The following is an 18,051-nucleotide window of genomic DNA, read 5'->3' as shown; positions in this document are numbered from 1 at the left end:
CTCCTTTCTTCTTTAATACAATGATATCACCAATCCTGTTCGATATTGAGATTGCCCTTGCAACTGCGCAGCTACGCCAAAACCTGTTCCCGCCGCAGGAACTTGTAGGCCCACATCTTGACAAAGTCGTTGGCCACGAACCAGGCGAGGGCATAGCCCCACACCAGGAGGGCATACCCCCAACCGATGGGGGCGACGAGCCAGCCATAGACGGCAAAGAACGTTGCTGCAATTTTGGTCGCCATTGCCAGCCAGAACAGAATAGGAGAGGGAAACGGTCGTTGCCAGAAGTGCTTTTCAGTTCGGGTGACGAAGATCGTCAAATGACCGGCAACTGCCAGCTTAAGGAAGACAAAGCTCTGGACTGTCGCCACGGGAAGCTTCAGATATTTCTCGGCAATGTAGAAGATGCCGAAGCTGGCTATGACGCCGGCGATCCCGAGCAGCGTGGCCACGGTCAATACTTCGGTCATGTTCCAGCGAATTGGCTTTTCGTCTACTTTTGTGTTGTCGAGGGCGATGGCGAGAATCGGGATGTCGTTCAAGAACGCCAGGATGATGATCATAATGGCAGTAACGGGATAAAAATTGAAAATGAGGATCGAGGCGGTCATGAAGAGGATGACGCGGATGGTTTCAGCGATCCGGTAGATGCTGTAGCTCTTCATCCGCTCGAAGGTGATCCGGGCTCCCTTGATTGCATCGACGATCACGGAGAGGCCTGGTGCCAGCAGCACCAGATCTGCTGCGGCCCGCGCCGCATCGGTCGCCCCGGAAACTGCTATGCCGGCATCGGCCTTTTTGAGCGCCGGCGCATCGTTTACCCCGTCGCCGGTCATGCCGACGATATGACCTGTCCTCTGCAGTTTGTCGACGATGAAGTATTTGTCTTCGGGGAATACCTGAGCGAAACCGTTGGCAGCTTCGATCAACTCGATAATTTCCGATTCATGGCTCCGCACGTACCCCTTGGGGAGGGTGAGGTTCTCGAACTCTTTCTCCAGAGTCTTCACCACTCCGTCGGCAAAACGGCGCGCCTCCTCAGCCGAGACCTCAGGCGCCAGCTTCCGGTACAGCGCCGTTGAGATTACCTCCCCCAAAAGGACCAGTTCGCGGGTGCTGGCGCCGCTCAGTTCCCTGGCGTTGAAAATGTCGGAGCCGATCCCGAGAACTGTTGCTATATGTCTGGCAATTGCGAGGTTATCGCCGGTGATCATTTTCACGTTCAATCCGAGGTTGACGGCCTCGGCGATAGTGCTTTTCGAATCATCCCGCGGCGGATCAAAGAGGGGAATGAGCCCGACAAATCTGAAGTGCGGTTCCTCAGCTTGTCGTGCGGCGACACCGAGGGTACGAAATCCGGTTCCGGCCGCATCTTCCACATGGCGTAATATGGGCGCCTTATCGATATCCTCTCCGCAGAGATCGAGAACCACCTGGGGAGCCCCCTTGGTGACGGTAAGGCTTTGGCCGTTTGTCGTAACGACCGCCTCCGTTCTCTTTCCGACCGGATCGAAGGGGATGAACCGTTCCCGGCGATACTGGTGCACCCCCTCGTATCCACCCGTCTTGCGGAGATATTCGAAGATGGGAAGTTCAATGGGATCGCGGTTCTCCTCCTTGGAGGCCAGGGCGGCATAGAGCATCAGCTCTCCATCTGAGTAACCGGTGGCGGCGATCGGGTCGGCAATGGCCATCAGGTTCTGGGTAAGGGTGCCGGTCTTGTCGGAACAAAGGATGTCGACGCCGGCCAACTCCTCGATGGCAACGAGGCGGCTGACGATGGCCTGTTTTTTCGCGAGTGCCATTGCGCCGACGGCCATGGTAACTGAGAGGATGGCGGGCATGGCCACCGGGATGGCGGCCACCGTCAGCACCAGGGTGAATCTCAGGATCTCCACCATGTTCTCATGGCGGAACATGGCCGTAATGAGGATGATCACCACGAGAAACATGGTAATTATGATGAGGTAATTGCCGATATGGATGACGGCCTTCTGGAAGTGACTCCGTTCTTCCTGCTCTGCCCGAGCGACCAACGCGACCGTCTTGCCGAAGAAGGTGGCGAGCGCCGTATTGACGACGACCCCGAGCATTTCTCCCTGTTTGACGACAGCGTTGGCGTAGACGAGTTCACCGATGCTTCTGCTTACCGGCAATGACTCACCGGTCAAGGCAGACTGGTCTGCCAGGAGGAAATCGCCGTCGATGAGTTTGACATCCGCCGGCACCAGATCGCCGATTTTCAGTTTGACAATATCACCGGGAACCAGATCGGCAGCGGCAATAGATTGATACCTGCCGTCCCGCAAAACTAGGGCCTGTTTTGCCAGCTTCTCTTTCAGAACTTTCAGAGCACTCAGCGCTTTTGATTCCTGCCAGAAATCGATACAGACGTTGGTGACGAGCAGAATCGAGATGATCGTAAAATCCGCCCATTTCCCGACCAGTGCCGACAGCAGGGCCGCGGCCTCGATCATCCACGGGATCGGCCCCCAGAACCTTCGTAAAATCCGATGATAGAGCGGCTCCTCTTTTTCCGGGATCTCGTTCGGGCCGTATTCCCTCAACCGCTTTGCGGCCTCATCCGACGACAGGCCTGTATTCCGGTCTGTGCCCAGCTCCGCCAGAGCGGTCTCCGGAGATAACCCGGCAAATGCCTCGGTTGTCTTTTGCATGATGCCCCCTCCTTATTAAATCAGGAGTTACATGAACCTGCTTGTCTCTTCTGATGGAGACGATGTTTTTCAACTCCCTGCTGCAGGTTTGATATTCAGTATAACCCTAAAAAGGAGGCTCACAATTGTGGGTAGCTATGGCGTGCAGTAACAGCGTGACGAGACAGTTGGAGGTGAGAATTGTGCGACGGGTCACTCTGGCAACTGACGGAAAAGGGGTGTCAGTTGGCTGGGAGCCATACGGAAAACTCCGGATGTGACACAACCACGGGGGAAAAGAATTGTTTCCGCATGAAAACCAGCTAATGGCGTTTCTTGATGGCGAGCAACTTTCCGGCGACGATGGCGATCACCGATAAACCGATAGAGAGAAGCGCTCCCATCTTTGCTTCCTCCTGGAGAACCTGATCCACGAACGCCTGATCGGCGATGAAGAGCGATACGGTGAAGCCTATACCGGCGATGAGTCCCACCAGAAAGAGGTCTCTTCTCTCCATACCCTCCGGCAGCGGAAAGCCGATCTTCCCCCCGAGGAGTGCACAGGCGGAGATCCCGGCGCACTTGCCGACCAGGAGTGCTCCGAGCACGAACCAGGTTACCGGGCCGAGAGAGGAGAGGCTGACGCCGGCATTGACCAGGCCGAACGTGAAAAGACCGAAGTCGACGATGATCTTCCATTCGTGCTCGAAAGTCGACAGGGTCGAGACATCCTGCGGGTCCTCCTCGAAGAGTTCCTTCTCTTCCCGTAACGGATGCGGGAGAAACGGCACAATCGGCACGAGCGCCAGGGCGGGATGGAGGTTGGAGAAGTGGAGTCCGGCCCAGGAAAGTCCCCCACCGAGCAAAATGTAGGACCAGTAGCTCTTCGCTTTTCTGCACCGCAGAATCCAGGCCGCCAGCATCCCCGCGCAAGTTAGAAGGAGCCACCCCGGTGCCACCGGCTGGGATGGGTCGGGGTAGAAGATGGCGATGATGGCAAGCCCTATAGCGTCGTCGACAATGGCGAGGAGGAGGAGAAAGGAGATGGCGGGATGGTTGTTGCCGAAGACGAGCCGTGCCACGAGCCAGGATATGGCGATGTCGGTGGCGGTGGGAATCCCCCAACCGTTGACCAGTGCGGGCGAGCCGGCTAAGGCGTTCAGAAAGAGGTAGATGGCGACCGGCCCGGCGACCCCTCCGAAAGTTGCCAGGAGCGGATTCACCGATCTTCCGATGGGGTAGAGATCTCCCCCCGGCATGCAGTTCTGGGTTATCTCCGCCGCTGCGATCCCGAAGAAGAACACCATGAAGATGTCGTTGGTGAGAAAATGGACGCTCAGAGGCCCCATCAGCCTTGCGTGGATAAAGTGATGATAACCTTCCTGGTTGAGATTCGCCCAGACGAGGGCAATAATGACTCCTGTAATGAGGGGTATGGAGAACTCGCGCAGCAGATTAGCTCGTTTCTTCATACGGTATCCTCACTTTATCTGGAGGGGGATTCTCTCCCAAACGGACCGGTTGTTTCGTTTATCACCGATTCACGTTACGTGGTTATGTCGAGTCCGACCATCCGGCGAATTTCCTCTATAAGTGATGAATGGTCTTTGACGATTCGTGCCCCAGCGACAGGAAAAGAGCTTCCCACCATGAGAGCATTTCCCCCCTGATGGATGACCCATCTCATGGCAACGGCATCATTTTCATCATCACCCGCGTAGACGACCACACCGTTTGAAAGGTCGAATTTTAGTATTTGACAGAGCATACGTACGCCAAAGGCCTTGTCAACTTCGGGAAAGAGCTGAATTTCCAGAACCTCCGGACCGCTGAAAATCCTTACCGGATGGGGTGGCCGCCAGGCTACGATCCGCGAATAAAGTTGTTCCTTGGCGAGCAAAGCAGCGTTGCGGGTATGGAGCGCAACAGACCATTTCTTGTCCTCGAGTTCAACACCGGGAATCACGGAAATATTGCTGAGATCATGCAGGAGTGGATCTCTTGTCCGGGAGAGTTGTTCTTCCCAATTGCCCTCAGACAAGACGCGTTGTCCGTCTGGAAAGCACCACTCGATACCACTTCCGCCTCCCAGATAAACTCCCCTTATCGGCACTCGCGGAATCAGGTCCTCCACGGAGCGGCTGGAAAGAACCGCAACCCGCTGGCAGGGAAGGGTGACTAAGGTTTCCAGTAGTTGTTTGCATTCAGGGTGAAGCTGTGCCCGTTCCCTGTCAGAAACCAATGGCGACAGGGTACCGTCAAAATCAAAAATCCAGAGCCTTTCTTGAGCCATTCCATCTCCTTTGTTGCATTTACTGGCGCCGGCCGATGCGTAAAGCCAGTTTTTCACGCTGCCGGATACGGGCAGCGTCGAGCAGCATACGTCCTGCCCAGCGATAGACGTTGAAATCCCGTACCAGTGCCCGCATGCTTCGCATCCGTTCCTGTTGCTCGAACGTAGGCATTGAAAGTGCCTGGAACAGTGCGTCGGCGGTCTGTTCGATATAGTAGGGGTTTACAAGCAGCGCTTCATGCAGTTCGTGGGCTGCACCGGTAAACTGGCTGAGGATCAGCACCCCTTTTTCGTCATCCCGGGCTGCCACATACTCCTTGGCCACGAGGTTCATGCCATCGTGGAGGCTGGTCACCATGCAGACATCAGCAGCGCGGTAATAGCGGTTTACGAGCTCCGGTTCATGATGTTCAGCCTTGAGAATAATAGGCTGGTAGGAACCTGCAGAGAACCGCTGGTTAATGCGCGTTGCGAGGTTGCGGACCTGTGCTTCGAATGCCTGGTAATCTTCAAGTGCCGAACGGGTGGGTGCGGCGATCTGAATGAAGCTGAATCGTCCGACCATTTCCGGATGCAATTCCAGCATCCGTTCTACTGCAAGGAAGCGCTCCAGTATGCCTTTTGTGTAATCCTGACGGTCAACGCCGAGTCCTAGCAGGTGAGTGGGAGGGAGTCCGAGTGACGCCAATATTTCATTACGGCATTCGTCGACCGTCGGAATAGTATCCTTCCATGGGTAAGGCCACTGAATCGAGATGGGGTAGCTTTCCACCAGCGTCAAATTGCCGCCGTGGGAAATCGTTGAAGATTCATGTTCGATGCGAGTTTCCAGGTAGCGGTCCACGGTTTCGAGAAAGTTCTTGCAGTGAAAAGGGGTATGAAAGCCGAGGATTGTGCTGCCGAGCATCCCCTGGAGAATCTCTTCCCGCCATGGGCAAATACCAAAAGATTCTGGATTAGGCCAGGGGATGTGCCAGAAAGTTATGACTGTGGCCTTGGGTAGGGCAGTTCGGATCATTCGCGGTAGGAGTGCGAAATGGTAATCCTGCACGAGCACCACCGGGTCGTCGCTGTCGGCCTCCTTTACAACTGCATCGGCAAACCGTTTGTTGATAGACACATACTGCTGCCAGTCACTGGTGCGGAAGATAGGGCGGACGTGGGCGATATGGCAGAGGGGCCAGAGCCCTTCGTTGGAAAAACCGTAATAATAACCATTTTCTTCCTCTTTTGTAAGCCAGATGCGGCGCAGAGTGTATTCGGGATGACTTGGCGGAACCGGCACGCGGTCGTGACGATCAACGGTCTCGCGGTCGGCTGAGCCACTGCCATGTGCGATCCATGTTCCCGAGCAGGCCCGCATGACAGGTTCCACTGCAGTGACCAGGCCACTGGCTGGTCGGTGAATTTCGACCTGCCCCTGCGTTTCGGTATGGATGTATGGTTCGCGGTTTGAGACGACAATAATCCGTTCACCGGTAAGCTCTTTGTGGAGAAGCCTGCGGAGGGCGTCGGGGTTCCAGGTAATTGAGGCGTCATCGGCAAAACGGCGCTCGGCATCGATGTTCCGAAGGAGAGCCCGCAGGTCTCCTACTAGTGGCTGTAGTTCAGAACTGGCGGCCGGTTGGCTAAAAGGACGGAAAATCCCCTCGCCCCGCAGCATTGATCTGACCCCCTCGACCCAGCCACGCCAGCAGAGATGGGCGACCAGCACTGTGATCAGTGAAACCACTACACCAAGGACGGCAAATAGAATAATTACATACTTCTGAGTGTCGCTGCTTCGCCGTTCTATAAAACTCATATCATGCACGAGAATGAGGGTTCCAATAGCTTCCCCCGACATCTCGATCGGGCTGGTGGAAATGTATAGCGACCCTTGGGCCAGTTTTAGTATTGAACCGGATTTAGCATGGCCAATGCCAGCCAGGTCGCAACCAAGCGATTCAGGGAATGTAGGGGTCTTGTAGAGTAGGCTGCCCTTTCCATCGCAAAATCCCAGGGCAAACAGCCTCTCATCTTTGATGGCCCGCATGAAAAGGGCATTGATTTTCGTCCTGTCCCGCTGTTTGGCCATTTCTGTAAGGGGGTCGTGGAGAGTGCTGGCGATGAGACGGGAACGGATGTCTATATCCTTCTCAAACCAGTGCAGGGTTAGTTTCCCCACCAGCGGCATTACAGCATATGCAAGCAAGACTAGGGCCAGTGCCAGAGGAATGATAAATCGGAGTGAAAGACGTAGTGAACGGAGTGAAACCATTAGGCCTCCATATGTGCAATTCCAAATAATGAGTGAACCCAGCATTGTGGCGTTGCTAGATTACGCATACGTATGCAGAGGTGTGGCGGATTCCCCTCCTTAATTGAGCATCACTATTGTTTTCTGCCCACTTAATCATTCAAACATCAGGCGTTTGGTTAGTATGTTTGGTAAGTATCTGTAGTCTGCTCGGTTTTAGGATGAATGCAGTGGATGCGGGGTTATGTTCTCTGCTCCTAGAATCCGCACCATTTGTGTCATACCTTCAACCACATGGAGGAGCTGTTCGTCTGACAACTCATTCAGACCTTTCAGAAGCATAACCTGAGCAACTTCAGGGGCTTTGACAACTACTTCTTTTCCCATTTCGGTGAGATTTAGGTCAACTGCCCGGCGGTCTTTCATTGAGCGGGTTCGCGTGACCAGCCCTTTCCCTTCAAGCCGGTCGAGGATCCCAACAACAGTTGCCGGGCGCAGGTACATCTGGGAAGCCAGCTCCGAAACCCGCAAAGGAGAAGCTTTTGCCAGGATCTTCAAGGCCCAGAGTTGTGGCCCTGTCAGACCGGTAAATTGTTCGGCAGTTCTTGAATAATCGTTTATCGCCTGGAATATCCGCCGCAAGTTGTCAATAACCTCCGAAATTTTCTCCGCGTTTTCCCTCATGGCCGCTCCAAAATTGACTTGACAAAATATTTAGTGTAGCGAATAATTAGCAACACTAACTAAAATAATGAATCCTCATCAATTCGTCAAGGATTGTTTTGCAGTACATCTCTCGTTGGGTTTTCAAGAAAAGGAGGCAACAAATGAAAAAACATGCTGTAAGTTTGTTATTGGTGGCGAGTAGTGCCCTGTTCGTTGTCGGCGGTTGTGCCAAGAGCGAAATGGTGAAGAAAGAAGAGCCAGTCGTGCCGGTTTCTAACGTTTCCGGCACGGTCAAGTCAGAACCGGTCAGTAAGAAGCCGATCACGCAGTCACCGATCAAGGAAAGCGCCGTTCGCGATACAATAAATCATATCCCGAATGCGGGTGAGTTAAAGGCCGCCCTTGAAAAAATCTACTTCGATTTTGATGCGTATGCTCTTTCCCCACAAGCCCGCGCATCTCTTGCGAAAAACGGTGAGATTATGAAGAAAGACCCTGCCATAAATGTGCGGATAGAAGGAAATTGCGACGAACGCGGCTCAGACGAATACAACCTGGCTCTGGGGGAAAAGCGGGCCAAGGTGGCAATGCAGTATCTGGCGACTTTGGGTATTCCTGAAAAGAGGCTGTCTGTCATCAGCTACGGCAAAGAAAAGCCTGTTGCTGCCGGCCATGATGAAGCCTCATGGGCCAAGAACCGTCGGGATGAATTCGTTATCGTATCAAAGTAACATTTCCTCAAGCCCCTCCATGCTTGGCATGAGAAGCAAGCATGGAGGGACTATCTGATTTTCGCGGGTCCTCCATGCAGAGAAAGCTTTTCGAACAGATAACCCTCATTGCCAGTGTGATCAAGTGGACCACCTATGCCACGATCGTAGGTGTACTGGTCGGCTGCGGCACGACGGTGTTTCTCACCACCCTCACCTGGACTTCCAGCCAGGCCGGCCGTTACCCTTGGCACTATTACTTCCTGCCACTGACCTTCGCTGTCAGCAGCTTCTTGGTTGCCTGGCTCGCCCCCGAAGCTGAGGGGCACGGGACCGAGAAGGTGATCGAGGCGGTGCATAAGCGGATGGGTCGGATCCCCTTTAAGGTTGTACCAGTGAAGCTTCTGGCCACGGTGATTACCCTTGCCGGTGGTGGCTCTGCTGGTAAAGAGGGACCGTGCGCCCAGATCGGCGCCGGACTTGCCTCATCGTTTGCCAATCTGCTCCGGCTCGACGACGTGGATCGTCGCAAGCTCGTCATCTGCGGGATCAGCGCTGGCTTTGCCACGGTGTTTGGCACACCGGTCGCCGGAGCACTCTTCGGCGTCGAGGTGCTGGTGCTAGGTCAAATGTTCTATGATGTGCTCTTCCCCTCGTTCGTCGCCGGGATTGTTGGCTATCACGTCACCACCAATCTGGGTGTACAGTACGCGCACGCACCGCTCTGTATCCCCCCGCAGATGACCGGCTGGAGTATGGCGGAAATTATCCTGCTCGGGGTCTGGTGCGGTCTCATTGCCCTTTTCTTTATCGAGATGATGAAGCTGAGTCACAGATCCTTCGTCCGATTTTTCAAAAGCCGGCTCCTGAGGGGGGTGGTAGGAGGGGGGATGCTCGTGCTGATCGCCGTGTTTGCTTCGCCGGCTTACCTGGGGCTTGGCCTCGATACTCTCGATGCAGGCTGGAAAGGAACGGTCCTGCCGACCGGCGCCTTCTTCTGGAAAAGTATAACCACCTCAATCACCCTCGGCTGTGGCGGAAGCGGCGGGGTGGTCACCCCCATTTTCTTCATTGGCACGACAGCGGGAAACCTGTTTGCCCATCTTTTTAATCCCCAGTACATCGCCTCTTATTCTGCGATCGGTATGGTGGCGCTCCTGGCGGGTGCTGCTAATACGCCCATTGCAGCATCAGTGATGGCGATAGAGTTGTTCGGCCCAGCGCTTGGTCCTCATGCAGCGGTTGCTTGCATGGTCAGCTTTCTGGTTGTCGGCTACCGGAGTATCTATCCGAGCCAAGTTCTGGGGATACAGAAAAGTGCCTCCCTGCCAGTCGTCACGGGAAAACCTGTCGGAGAGTCTGATGCGGCCGTCGTTTTCTTCCGTGAAAAGTCCCTGATCGGCATGATTTCCAAGATGTTACGTGTAATTTGGAAGGGGAAAGAAAAATGAACACACGGATCAGCTGGAGACTTATGTGTGTCTTGTTTGTAGCCATGCTTTGCGGGTGCGCAACCGTGGACCAGAAAGTATCCCTGCTCTACAGCCCCGTCACCGACATACGCTCGGGCAAGGGAGAGCTGTTGTTGTTAGCCCCCTCCTCAGGCGGGAAAGAGGGCGATGCTAGCGCTCAATGGGTTATTGGCAGGGTGAAAAACGGCGATGGGGAAACGATTGGCACCATTGTTAGCTCTCTGTCGCCCGAAGATCTTCTGCGGGACGCTTTCAACCAGGAATTTACGACTGCCGGTTACACGGTTACTCAGGTCTCGAAGCTGCCACAGGATGTGCATAGGGGGATCGCCGTTTCGAAAATATCCCTCGCCTTTGAGGACGAATGGAGCTTGCCTAGGGACAAAGCAAGCGCCATCCTGGATGTTGCCGTCGAGATATGGAAGGACGGACGGAAAATACGTCTGCTTAGTTATGAATCGCGAGTTTCCGACGTTGCATTCAGGGATCGTAAACTTCTTGCGCAGCAACTACTGGAGAAGGGGCTTCACGAGATCATGAGGCAGGCTGTGCCGGAGATAGTGACCAGTCTGGAAATGTAGCGTCTTAGATTCGCGACGCAACAGGTCGAGCTTCTGCTCAGGATCCCCCGCTACGAGCGACTATCTGGACATTGCTGGTGTGCCGTGACTTAGGTGGAAGTACAGTTCGACATTACTTGTATGCTTGGAAAGTGCTTTTTTTATTACACTCGTGGCTAGGCAACGAGAACCATAATCTGAGAAAATACTATGGAACCCCATAAGCTGAGAATTTTAGCCAAATTATGGTCAAAGTGACAAAATATCAGCTAGTTAGAGTGTTGGCGGAGGCACATGGGAATCGAACCCACCGGGGAGATTTCTCATCCCCCCCACTAGTTTTGAAGACTAGGCCGCCCACCAGCGACGGACGTACCTCCGTAGAGCCCTTTAGTACCGTATTTGCCGGCGCCCGTCAATTCATAAATCATCATAATGAAATAGGGTCACCCGGGACACTCGTTATGCTCCCAAGGGAACGGTGAAGAAAACCTTCGTCCCGACGCCGGGTGTGCTTTCCACCCAGATTTCCCCCCCATGGGCCTCCAGGATGTTCTTGACGATGCACATGCCGAGGCCGGTCCCTTCTATGGCCGTGTTCGAGGCGTCTGCACGGTAGAATCTGTCGAATATCCTTTCCACTTGTTCGGGCGCCATCCCGATCCCCCTGTCATCCACGCAGACCTGCCAGGCGTCTTCGAGTCTTGTGCTGCTGATGCGGACCGGCCCACCATCGGGATAATACTTCACTGCATTGCTGAGGAGGTTCTCCATCACCTGTTCCAGTTTGCCGCTGTCGGCGAGAAGAGTGCCGGGTTGGTCGGACAGGTGCAGTTCGAAGGTGTGCCTGACGGATATCTTCTGTCCGTACAGCACAGCCTGGCGAATGATCTCGTTGATGTCGCACGGTTTCTTGTCCACAGGAATGGAGCGTCCTGCTTCAATCCTGCTCAGGTCGAGCAGGTCATCCACAATCCTGGACAGTGCCCATGCTTTCCTGTTGATGTAGGAGAGTGCGTCATTCTGCACGTCGGGGGAGCTGGTTTCCGACAACAGCAGTTCCGAATAGCCGATGATGGAGGCAAGGGGGGTGCTGAGCTCATGGGCGGCGGTTGAGATGAACTCGCTCTTCATCCGGTCTATTTCCCGCTCGTTGGTAATGTCATGGATGATGGTGATCATGCCGAGGGTGCGTCCACTCTTGGCCTGGATGACTGAAGTCCTTCCCTGCATGATGTGCCGTTGGTCCGAACCGACCGGCGCAATTTCGAATTCGAACCGCATGCCGCTTTTCTGTTGAGCGAGGACCGAGGTGATTTCTTCAGGAAGTTTATTGTCGCCGATAAGCGCCTCGATGGGGCAGTGGGCAACTTTTTTCAGGGTGGAACCGAATATTTTCTCGGCAGACTGGCTGAGAAGAATGATACGTTGATGGGAATCGGTGACGATGAGGATATCGGTGACGGATTTGAGGATGCTGTCCACCCGGGTTCTGATCCCCCGGGCGACCAGATAGCCGGCCGGTACGGAAAGGAGCACCATGACCAGGGCGGTTACCATGACCCAGCTACCCATCCTGTCCAAGGCAGTTGCCATCCGCTTCAGGGGGTCGGCGAGATCGCTTTCGTAGTAACCGGCGCCGATGACCCAGTCCCATGGCTCAAAATAGGTGATGGCGACCGATTTGTAACGGGGTGCCGGCTCATCGGGATTTTTCCAGGAATAGCTCATGAAATCCACCGGAATCGGGTCCGATTGCTCCCTTCTGAGAGCCAGGGCCTTCCCGATGATGGTCTGGACAAAGGGATGACCGTCGGCGTCGAGGGAGTTCCAGAGGTTCTCGCCGTCACGTTTGCCGTCCTTGGAGATGAGATACTGCCCCTGCTGCGCCCCCGATCCACCAAGGACGAAGACGTAGCCGGTCTTTCCCACGACGATGTCCATTATCCCCTTGCGGAGGCTTTCCAGGTTTTCTTCCTTGACGCCGACGTAGAGAGCCCCCACGATTTTTTTGCGGTCGGAGTCCCATATCGGTTCGTAGGCGGTGACGTACCAGGCGTTGACCACATAGGCTCGCCCCTGGAATCTCTTTCCCTCCAGCAAAGTCGTAATTACCGGGCTTGGTGTGCCATCGGGGGCGGCTGCGGGGATATATGTGCCGATGGCACGGCTGCCGTCGGCATTTTCCACGTTGGTACAGACACGCAGCATGTCCCCTTTGTCGTTCATCCGCTGGAAGATGGTGACACTCCCTCCCACCAGTCGTTTCACCTCGTCGACCACGGGTGAGACCATCTGCCGGTCCCGGTTTTGTCCCAGCCACTTCCCTCCCACCATCATTTTCGGAAGCGAAATAGTTGCTTCAGCGTGGTTCAGCTGATTGACTGCGGTCCAGGTGACCTTGTCCCGGCCGAAGGAGACCGGACCCGAGCGCTTGAGCGCGTCCTCGGCGACCAAAAGGTTGTGATTCACCGTTTTCTGGACCGCTTCCTGGGCCGAACGGCACATGAGATACACGTCACGGGCGATTTTCTGGGCTTCGCTTTTTGCCTGCTCCTCGATTTCCCTGCCGAAGAACTCCTTGAGCACCTCCTTCTGGTAGAGGGCGACGCCAAGGGCCACGACCGTTGTCAGAGCAATCGGCAGTATGGCCATTCCCGTTATCTTCACTCCAATTTTCAAGGAATCCCCCTGGGCGAGCAGCATATGGAGATTTCGATTAGTGGATGCTAACTCTATCATTAAGAGTCTGATTGTGCAATGTTTTAGGCAGTTGTATTAGCTTTACAGCGGATGCTAAAAGTGATAGACAGTGCAGCAGCGCCCGAAGCGGGTATACAGCACTTGTGCCGAGGTGGTGAATGCCGTGGTGCCCCGATTATCACGACAGATTCCGGCAGCATAGGAGGGGACGGTGATTCCTCTCAAGGATTACAACCCGACCCGCCATTTCCCCTTGCTGACGGTCGTCCTGATCGTTATCAACGTGATGGTATTCGTGCGAGACCGCCTTACCGGTCACCTTGAGGAGGTACTGGTACCAACCCGCCACGGTGCAGTCACCGCTACCCATTTTATCGGCGGACTCTCTGACCGCTTCGCCCTCGTGCCGGCAAATCTTCTCTTGAACCCCTTCCAGCAATGGATAACGGTTTTCACTTCCATGTTCCTTCATGGGAACTGGCTCCATATCGGATCCAACATGCTGTATCTCTGGATCTTCGGCAACAATATCGAGGACCGTCTCGGCCCTGCGCACTTTCTCCTGTTCTATTTCATCTGCGGAGGGGTGGCCGCCGGAGCCCAGATAGCCAGCGCACCCCTTTCCACGGTTCCCATGGTCGGGGCGAGCGGGGCGGTTGCGGGGGTGATGGGGGCCTACCTGGTGCTCTACCCACGGGCGCGGATTCTGACCTTGATACCGATCTTCATCTTTTTCACCACCGTCGAACTCCCCGCCTTTGTCATCATTGGCTACTGGGCGCTGTTGCAATTTCTCAACGCGAGCTTGCTGGGGAGTGGAGAGATGCAGGGGGGAGGGGTGGCCTATTTTGCCCATCTGGGGGGATTCATGGCCGGCATCGCCATGATTCTCATCGCAGGTGGAACACGTCGGCGGCGGTTTTACTGACAATAGCCGACAGGGTTGGACCTTCCCTGCTGATGTGAAGCGAACATGAAAGGGGTGTTTCGGGATGTGGTACAATAGACGGGAACGTCGAAAGGAGGGGACCCATGAAAAAAAGGTGTGTAACTACTGTTGCGGCGCTGGCACTGTTGACCTCCTGTGCGGCACCCCATCTCCGGCAGGCCATGGTGGATACACCCAATTCCTGTTACCGGCTCGAGCGGGTTGAGGAGGACCGGGTCTATCTTACCTCGGGGGGGCAGCGGATCTGCCTGCAGGTGATCGGCCATGTGCCGGTGGAACTGGATCCTGCCATCCTCCGGGTGAGGCTTTTCACCGACGGCAGGTTCTGGATGGAACAGGATATCCCTGCGGTGCAATCCGTGCCCAAATGAAGGTAATGCACTTCTGGCCCTGATGGCACCGGAACAAATCGTAAACGCTAGTAGATTATGATATAGCCGTGATCCTGGGCTATCTTGGAAATTTCCAGAGTGTCTTTAATATGGTAGGTTTTCCCTTCCAGGGTGAAGGTATAGCCTCCTTCCGGCACCGGCACGGCACTTTCCAGCAGAGTTTCAAACAGGGCTGTCTTGATCATTTTTCCCTCTCACATCGGTGTGTTCCCCTGCTTATACCATTCCGTTCCCGCTGAGTAAAGCCTGCCGTTCAGCGTAACTTGAGTTCCCCGGCAAGTGTGTCATAGTTTCCTGAATGTACCATCTCATCCAGAGGTTTGCCATGCACCGAACAAGAAAGAGCGGCATCCTGCTCCACCCCACATCCCTTCCAGGTAAGGAGGGAATCGGCACCCTCGGTACGGAAGCCCGCCAGTTCGTGGATTTTCTCCATCTCGCCGGCCAGTCGGTCTGGCAAGTGCTTCCTTTGGGTCCGACCGCCTACGGCAACTCTCCCTATTCCTGTTACTCTGCATTCGCCGGCAACCCGCTTCTCATCGATCTGGCCGCACTGGTTTGCGATGGGGACCTGGCGTCCCGCGATGTGAAGGGGAGCTTCCCCGCAGATTGGGTTGATTTTCCCCAGGTGGAGACGCATAAGCTGCCGCTTTTGGAGCGGGCTGCCGGGGCGTTTTTTGCGGCTGCCGATCAACAGCGGATGGAGGAGTTCTGGCATTTCTGTGACGCCAATAACTGGTGGCTGCAGGACTTTGCCCTCTTTATGGCATTGAAGAGTCGCTTCAAGGGGAAGAACTGGAGCGCCTGGCCCCGGGACATCTCCCGCCGGGAATCTGCCGCCTTGCAGCAGTACGGCGAAGAGCTCGGTCCCCAGATCGGCGCACACAAGTATGTCCAGTGGCAGTTTTACCGCCAGTGGCACGATCTGAAGAGCTATGCCGGCGCAAAGGGTGTGGAACTCTTTGGCGACATCCCGATTTTTGTCGCCCATGATTCGGCCGACGTCTGGGCCAATCCCGGTCTGTTCCATCTGGACGGGGCAGGGCAGCCGACGGTGGTGGCCGGAGTTCCCCCCGATTACTTCAGCAAAACCGGCCAGCTCTGGGGAAACCCCCTTTACCGCTGGGAGGAGATGGCGGCCGGCGGCTACGATTGGTGGACGGCCCGGCTGCGCAGTTCCTTCGCTCTGTACGACCTGGTGCGCATCGACCATTTCCGCGGTTTCGAGGCCTACTGGGAGGTCCCCGCCAAGGAGAAGACCGCCGTCAACGGGCGCTGGGTCAAGGGACCGGGCGAGGCATTGTTTACTGCACTGGAGACGGCGCTGGGGAAGCTCCCCATCGTGGCGGAAGACCTTGGGGTCATTACCCCGGAAGTCGAGGTGCTCCGGGACCGGTTTGGTTTTGCGGGGATGAAGATTCTCCAGTTCGCCTTCGGCTCTGGCCCTGACAACGCCTATCTACCCCATAACCATGTCCGGAATTGCGTCGTCTATACCGGGACCCACGACAACGACACAACCCTCGGCTGGTTCGACTCGCTCAAAGACAAGGACCGGCAGAAGGTGCTCCGCTATCTGGATTGTGCCGCGAGCGGCATGCCGTGGGGGCTTGTTCGTGCTGCAATGGCTTCGGTGGCGGCCCTTGCGGTGATTCCCCTGCAGGATTTCCTTGAATTGCCTGCTTCGGCACGCATGAACGTTCCCGGTACCCCCCGCGGTAACTGGAGCTGGCGGTTTACAGGCGACGTGCTATCGGAACCCCTTGCCAAGAAGGTGCATGAACTCACCGAAATATTCGGACGTCTCAATAGATAGATGTCGTTAGAAAATTGTTGACAAGATATGTAGGATAACCATAAAATCCGCCAGCATAATTCTTTACTAAAACCATTGAAAACACCATGCAAACATCCGTTTCGAGAGGAGAACACCCATGTCCGACAGCAAATTCAACTTTGACACCCTGGCCCTCCATGCCGGCCAGAGTCCTGACGCCGCAACGTTGTCCCGTGCCGTCCCCATTTACCAGACCGCGTCATACGTCTTCAAGAGTTCGGAACATGCTGCCAACTTGTTCGGGCTCAAAGAATTCGGCAATATCTATACGCGCCTCATGAACCCGACCACTGACGTGCTGGAAAAGCGGCTGGCTGAGTTGGACGGCGGAGTCGGAGCGCTGGCCCTGGCTTCCGGCCAGGCGGCCACGACCTTTGCGGTCCTGAACATTGCCAGTGCCGGGCAAAACATTGTTGCCACGAGCTACCTGTACGGCGGTACCTACAACCTTTTTCACTACACCCTCCCCAAACTCGGCATCAATGTGAAGTTTGTCGACACCTCCAACCCGGACAACGTGCGTCGGGCCATCGATGCCAATACCCGCCTCGTCTACATGGAGTCGGTGGGGAACCCGAAAAACAATGTAGATGACTTCGAGGCGATTGCACAGGTTGCCCATGAAGCGGGGATACCGTTTGTCGTGGACAATACGGTCACTACTCCCTACCTGTTCAAGCCCTTCGACCATGGTGCCGACATCGTTGTCTACTCCCTCACCAAGTTTATTGGCGGTCACGGCACGAGCATCGGCGGTGCCGTGGTGGACAGCGGCCGGTTCCCTTGGGATAACGGCAAATTCCCCGAGATAGCCGGCCCCGACCCCTCCTATCACGGTCTCAACTACTGGGAGGCCCTTGGTAACCTCGCCTACATCCTGAAGATGCGTCTTACGCTGTTACGCGATATGGGTGCGGTGTTGTCGCCATTCAACTCCTTCCTCATCCTCCAGGGGCTGGAGACCCTGCACCTGCGGATGTCCCGCCATGTGGAGAACGCACAGAAGGTTGCGGAATGGTTGGAGGCCCATCCCTTGGTCAGTTGGGTGAACTATCCTGGGCTGACCAGTCATCCCGACTTTGAGCGGGCGAAAAAGTATCTTCCCAAAGGGACCGGTGCGATCATCGGTTTTGGCATAAAGGGGGGGCTGGAAGCAGGTAAGAAATTCATCGACAATGTCAAACTTCTGTCCCACCTTGCCAACATAGGTGATGCAAAGACACTCGTTATTCATCCGGCCTCGACCACCCACCAGCAGCTGAGCGAGGAGGAGCAGCTTTCCACGGGGGTGAGTGCGGACTTCATTCGTCTTTCGGTTGGGGTTGAGGATGTTAGCGACATCATCGCCGATATCGAACAGGCGCTCCGGGCGTCCCAGGCGTAGTTTATCCCTCCGTACGTACCATGGCGGGCGGCTGGACACAGCCGCCCGATGTTTTTTCTACTCTAACGAAAAAAGGCTTGACGGTAGTGGATGGGTTTGGTATAAACACGTCTTTCGCCGGGCGGGGAAGAATGCCGCTGAAAAAAAAAGTGGTTAGGGCGAAAAAAAGATATTGACAGCAGAAGATGG

The 18,051-nt window shown here is 55.3% G+C and carries 15 protein-coding genes and 1 tRNA gene; 7 read left to right on the top strand and 9 right to left on the bottom strand.

Annotated features, from left to right (window positions below):
- Positions 1 to 71: 71 nt before the first annotated feature.
- The 5 genes from LDN04_RS15030 to LDN04_RS15010 all read right to left on the bottom strand — a co-directional run bounded on the left by LDN04_RS15030 (position 72) and on the right by LDN04_RS15010 (position 7,873).
- The gene (locus LDN04_RS15030; RefSeq protein WP_223912373.1) at positions 72 to 2,678 is read right to left on the bottom strand and encodes a plasma-membrane proton-efflux P-type ATPase; all 2,607 of its coding nucleotides are present in this window, start codon (positions 2,676 to 2,678) and stop codon (positions 72 to 74) included.
- Between the two features lie 302 nt (positions 2,679 to 2,980).
- Positions 2,981 to 4,129 (bottom strand): Na+/H+ antiporter NhaA, encoded by a 1,149-nt coding sequence (locus LDN04_RS15025; protein ID WP_223912370.1) that lies wholly within the window; start codon positions 4,127 to 4,129, stop codon positions 2,981 to 2,983.
- A gap of 74 nt (positions 4,130 to 4,203) precedes the next feature.
- Positions 4,204 to 4,950 (bottom strand): trehalose-phosphatase, encoded by a 747-nt coding sequence (gene otsB / locus LDN04_RS15020; protein WP_223912366.1) that lies wholly within the window; start codon positions 4,948 to 4,950, stop codon positions 4,204 to 4,206.
- 19 nt (positions 4,951 to 4,969) lie between these two features.
- The gene (locus LDN04_RS15015) at positions 4,970 to 7,210 is read right to left on the bottom strand and encodes a trehalose-6-phosphate synthase (protein ID WP_223912363.1); all 2,241 of its coding nucleotides are present in this window, start codon (positions 7,208 to 7,210) and stop codon (positions 4,970 to 4,972) included.
- A 195-nt stretch (positions 7,211 to 7,405) separates the two neighbouring features.
- Positions 7,406 to 7,873 (bottom strand): MarR family winged helix-turn-helix transcriptional regulator, encoded by a 468-nt coding sequence (locus LDN04_RS15010; RefSeq protein WP_223912360.1) that lies wholly within the window; start codon positions 7,871 to 7,873, stop codon positions 7,406 to 7,408.
- A gap of 143 nt (positions 7,874 to 8,016) precedes the next feature.
- On the opposite strand from LDN04_RS15010, the gene pal reads away from it, so the two are divergent.
- The 3 genes from pal (at position 8,017) to LDN04_RS14995 (ending at position 10,618) form a co-directional block, all read left to right on the top strand.
- Positions 8,017 to 8,586, top strand: coding sequence for a peptidoglycan-associated lipoprotein Pal (gene pal / locus LDN04_RS15005; RefSeq protein ID WP_223912357.1), 570 nt, complete (start codon positions 8,017 to 8,019; stop codon positions 8,584 to 8,586).
- A gap of 74 nt (positions 8,587 to 8,660) precedes the next feature.
- Positions 8,661 to 10,016, top strand: coding sequence for a chloride channel protein (locus LDN04_RS15000; protein ID WP_223912354.1), 1,356 nt, complete (start codon positions 8,661 to 8,663; stop codon positions 10,014 to 10,016).
- Positions 10,017 to 10,081: 65 nt separating this feature from the next.
- The gene (locus LDN04_RS14995) at positions 10,082 to 10,618 is read left to right on the top strand and encodes a hypothetical protein (RefSeq protein ID WP_223912351.1); all 537 of its coding nucleotides are present in this window, start codon (positions 10,082 to 10,084) and stop codon (positions 10,616 to 10,618) included.
- Positions 10,619 to 10,879: 261 nt separating this feature from the next.
- Here LDN04_RS14995 and LDN04_RS14990 read toward each other — a convergent pair.
- Positions 10,880 to 10,977 (bottom strand) — tRNA-Sec (locus tag LDN04_RS14990).
- An 82-nt stretch (positions 10,978 to 11,059) separates the two neighbouring features.
- Positions 11,060 to 13,279 carry a Cache 3/Cache 2 fusion domain-containing protein gene (locus LDN04_RS14985; protein ID WP_223912347.1) on the bottom strand — a complete coding sequence of 740 codons (2,220 nt, stop codon included), beginning with the start codon at positions 13,277 to 13,279 and terminating at the stop codon, positions 11,060 to 11,062.
- A 232-nt stretch (positions 13,280 to 13,511) separates the two neighbouring features.
- Here LDN04_RS14985 and LDN04_RS14980 point away from each other — a divergent pair, with 232 nt between their 5' ends.
- The gene (locus tag LDN04_RS14980; protein ID WP_223912344.1) at positions 13,512 to 14,228 is read left to right on the top strand and encodes a rhomboid family intramembrane serine protease; all 717 of its coding nucleotides are present in this window, start codon (positions 13,512 to 13,514) and stop codon (positions 14,226 to 14,228) included.
- Between the two features lie 104 nt (positions 14,229 to 14,332).
- Positions 14,333 to 14,620: a hypothetical protein gene (locus LDN04_RS14975; protein ID WP_223912343.1), complete on the top strand. Its 288-nt coding sequence runs from the start codon at positions 14,333 to 14,335 to the stop codon at positions 14,618 to 14,620.
- Positions 14,621 to 14,667: 47 nt separating this feature from the next.
- Here LDN04_RS14975 and LDN04_RS14970 read toward each other — a convergent pair whose 3' ends face one another.
- Positions 14,668 to 14,826, bottom strand: coding sequence for a hypothetical protein (locus tag LDN04_RS14970; RefSeq protein WP_223912341.1), 159 nt, complete (start codon positions 14,824 to 14,826; stop codon positions 14,668 to 14,670).
- A 140-nt stretch (positions 14,827 to 14,966) separates the two neighbouring features.
- Between LDN04_RS14970 and malQ the strand changes: the two genes are divergently transcribed.
- Both malQ and LDN04_RS14960 read left to right on the top strand, forming a co-directional pair.
- Positions 14,967 to 16,457: a 4-alpha-glucanotransferase gene (gene malQ, locus LDN04_RS14965; RefSeq protein ID WP_223912339.1), complete on the top strand. Its 1,491-nt coding sequence runs from the start codon at positions 14,967 to 14,969 to the stop codon at positions 16,455 to 16,457.
- A gap of 118 nt (positions 16,458 to 16,575) precedes the next feature.
- Complete coding sequence (locus LDN04_RS14960; protein ID WP_223912338.1) at positions 16,576 to 17,862, top strand: homocysteine synthase; 1,287 nt, start codon at positions 16,576 to 16,578, stop codon at positions 17,860 to 17,862.
- Position 17,863: 1 nt separating this feature from the next.
- On the opposite strand, the gene LDN04_RS14955 is transcribed toward LDN04_RS14960, so the two are convergent.
- The coding region (locus LDN04_RS14955; protein ID WP_223912336.1) for a hypothetical protein at positions 17,864 to 18,051 on the bottom strand (188 nt) is incomplete at its 5' end.

The sequence above is a fragment of the Geobacter sp. AOG1 genome (assembly GCF_019972315.1).
Lineage (GTDB): Bacteria > Desulfobacterota > Desulfuromonadia > Geobacterales > Geobacteraceae > Geomobilimonas.
Note: the sequence above shows the minus strand (reverse complement) of the source record. Positions and strands in the feature narration are given on the sequence as shown.

Coding starts and splice junctions, on each gene's coding strand:
- LDN04_RS15030 (WP_223912373.1), bottom strand. CDS start 2,678: ATGCAAAAGACAACCGAGGCATTTGCCGGGTTATCTCCGGAGACCGCT.
- LDN04_RS15025 (WP_223912370.1), bottom strand. CDS start 4,129: ATGAAGAAACGAGCTAATCTGCTGCGCGAGTTCTCCATACCCCTCATT.
- otsB (WP_223912366.1), bottom strand. CDS start 4,950: ATGGCTCAAGAAAGGCTCTGGATTTTTGATTTTGACGGTACCCTGTCG.
- LDN04_RS15015 (WP_223912363.1), bottom strand. CDS start 7,210: ATGGTTTCACTCCGTTCACTACGTCTTTCACTCCGATTTATCATTCCT.
- LDN04_RS15010 (WP_223912360.1), bottom strand. CDS start 7,873: ATGAGGGAAAACGCGGAGAAAATTTCGGAGGTTATTGACAACTTGCGG.
- pal (WP_223912357.1), top strand. CDS start 8,017: ATGAAAAAACATGCTGTAAGTTTGTTATTGGTGGCGAGTAGTGCCCTG.
- LDN04_RS15000 (WP_223912354.1), top strand. CDS start 8,661: ATGCAGAGAAAGCTTTTCGAACAGATAACCCTCATTGCCAGTGTGATC.
- LDN04_RS14975 (WP_223912343.1), top strand. CDS start 14,333: ATGAAAAAAAGGTGTGTAACTACTGTTGCGGCGCTGGCACTGTTGACC.
- LDN04_RS14970 (WP_223912341.1), bottom strand. CDS start 14,826: ATGATCAAGACAGCCCTGTTTGAAACTCTGCTGGAAAGTGCCGTGCCG.
- malQ (WP_223912339.1), top strand. CDS start 14,967: ATGCACCGAACAAGAAAGAGCGGCATCCTGCTCCACCCCACATCCCTT.
- LDN04_RS14960 (WP_223912338.1), top strand. CDS start 16,576: ATGTCCGACAGCAAATTCAACTTTGACACCCTGGCCCTCCATGCCGGC.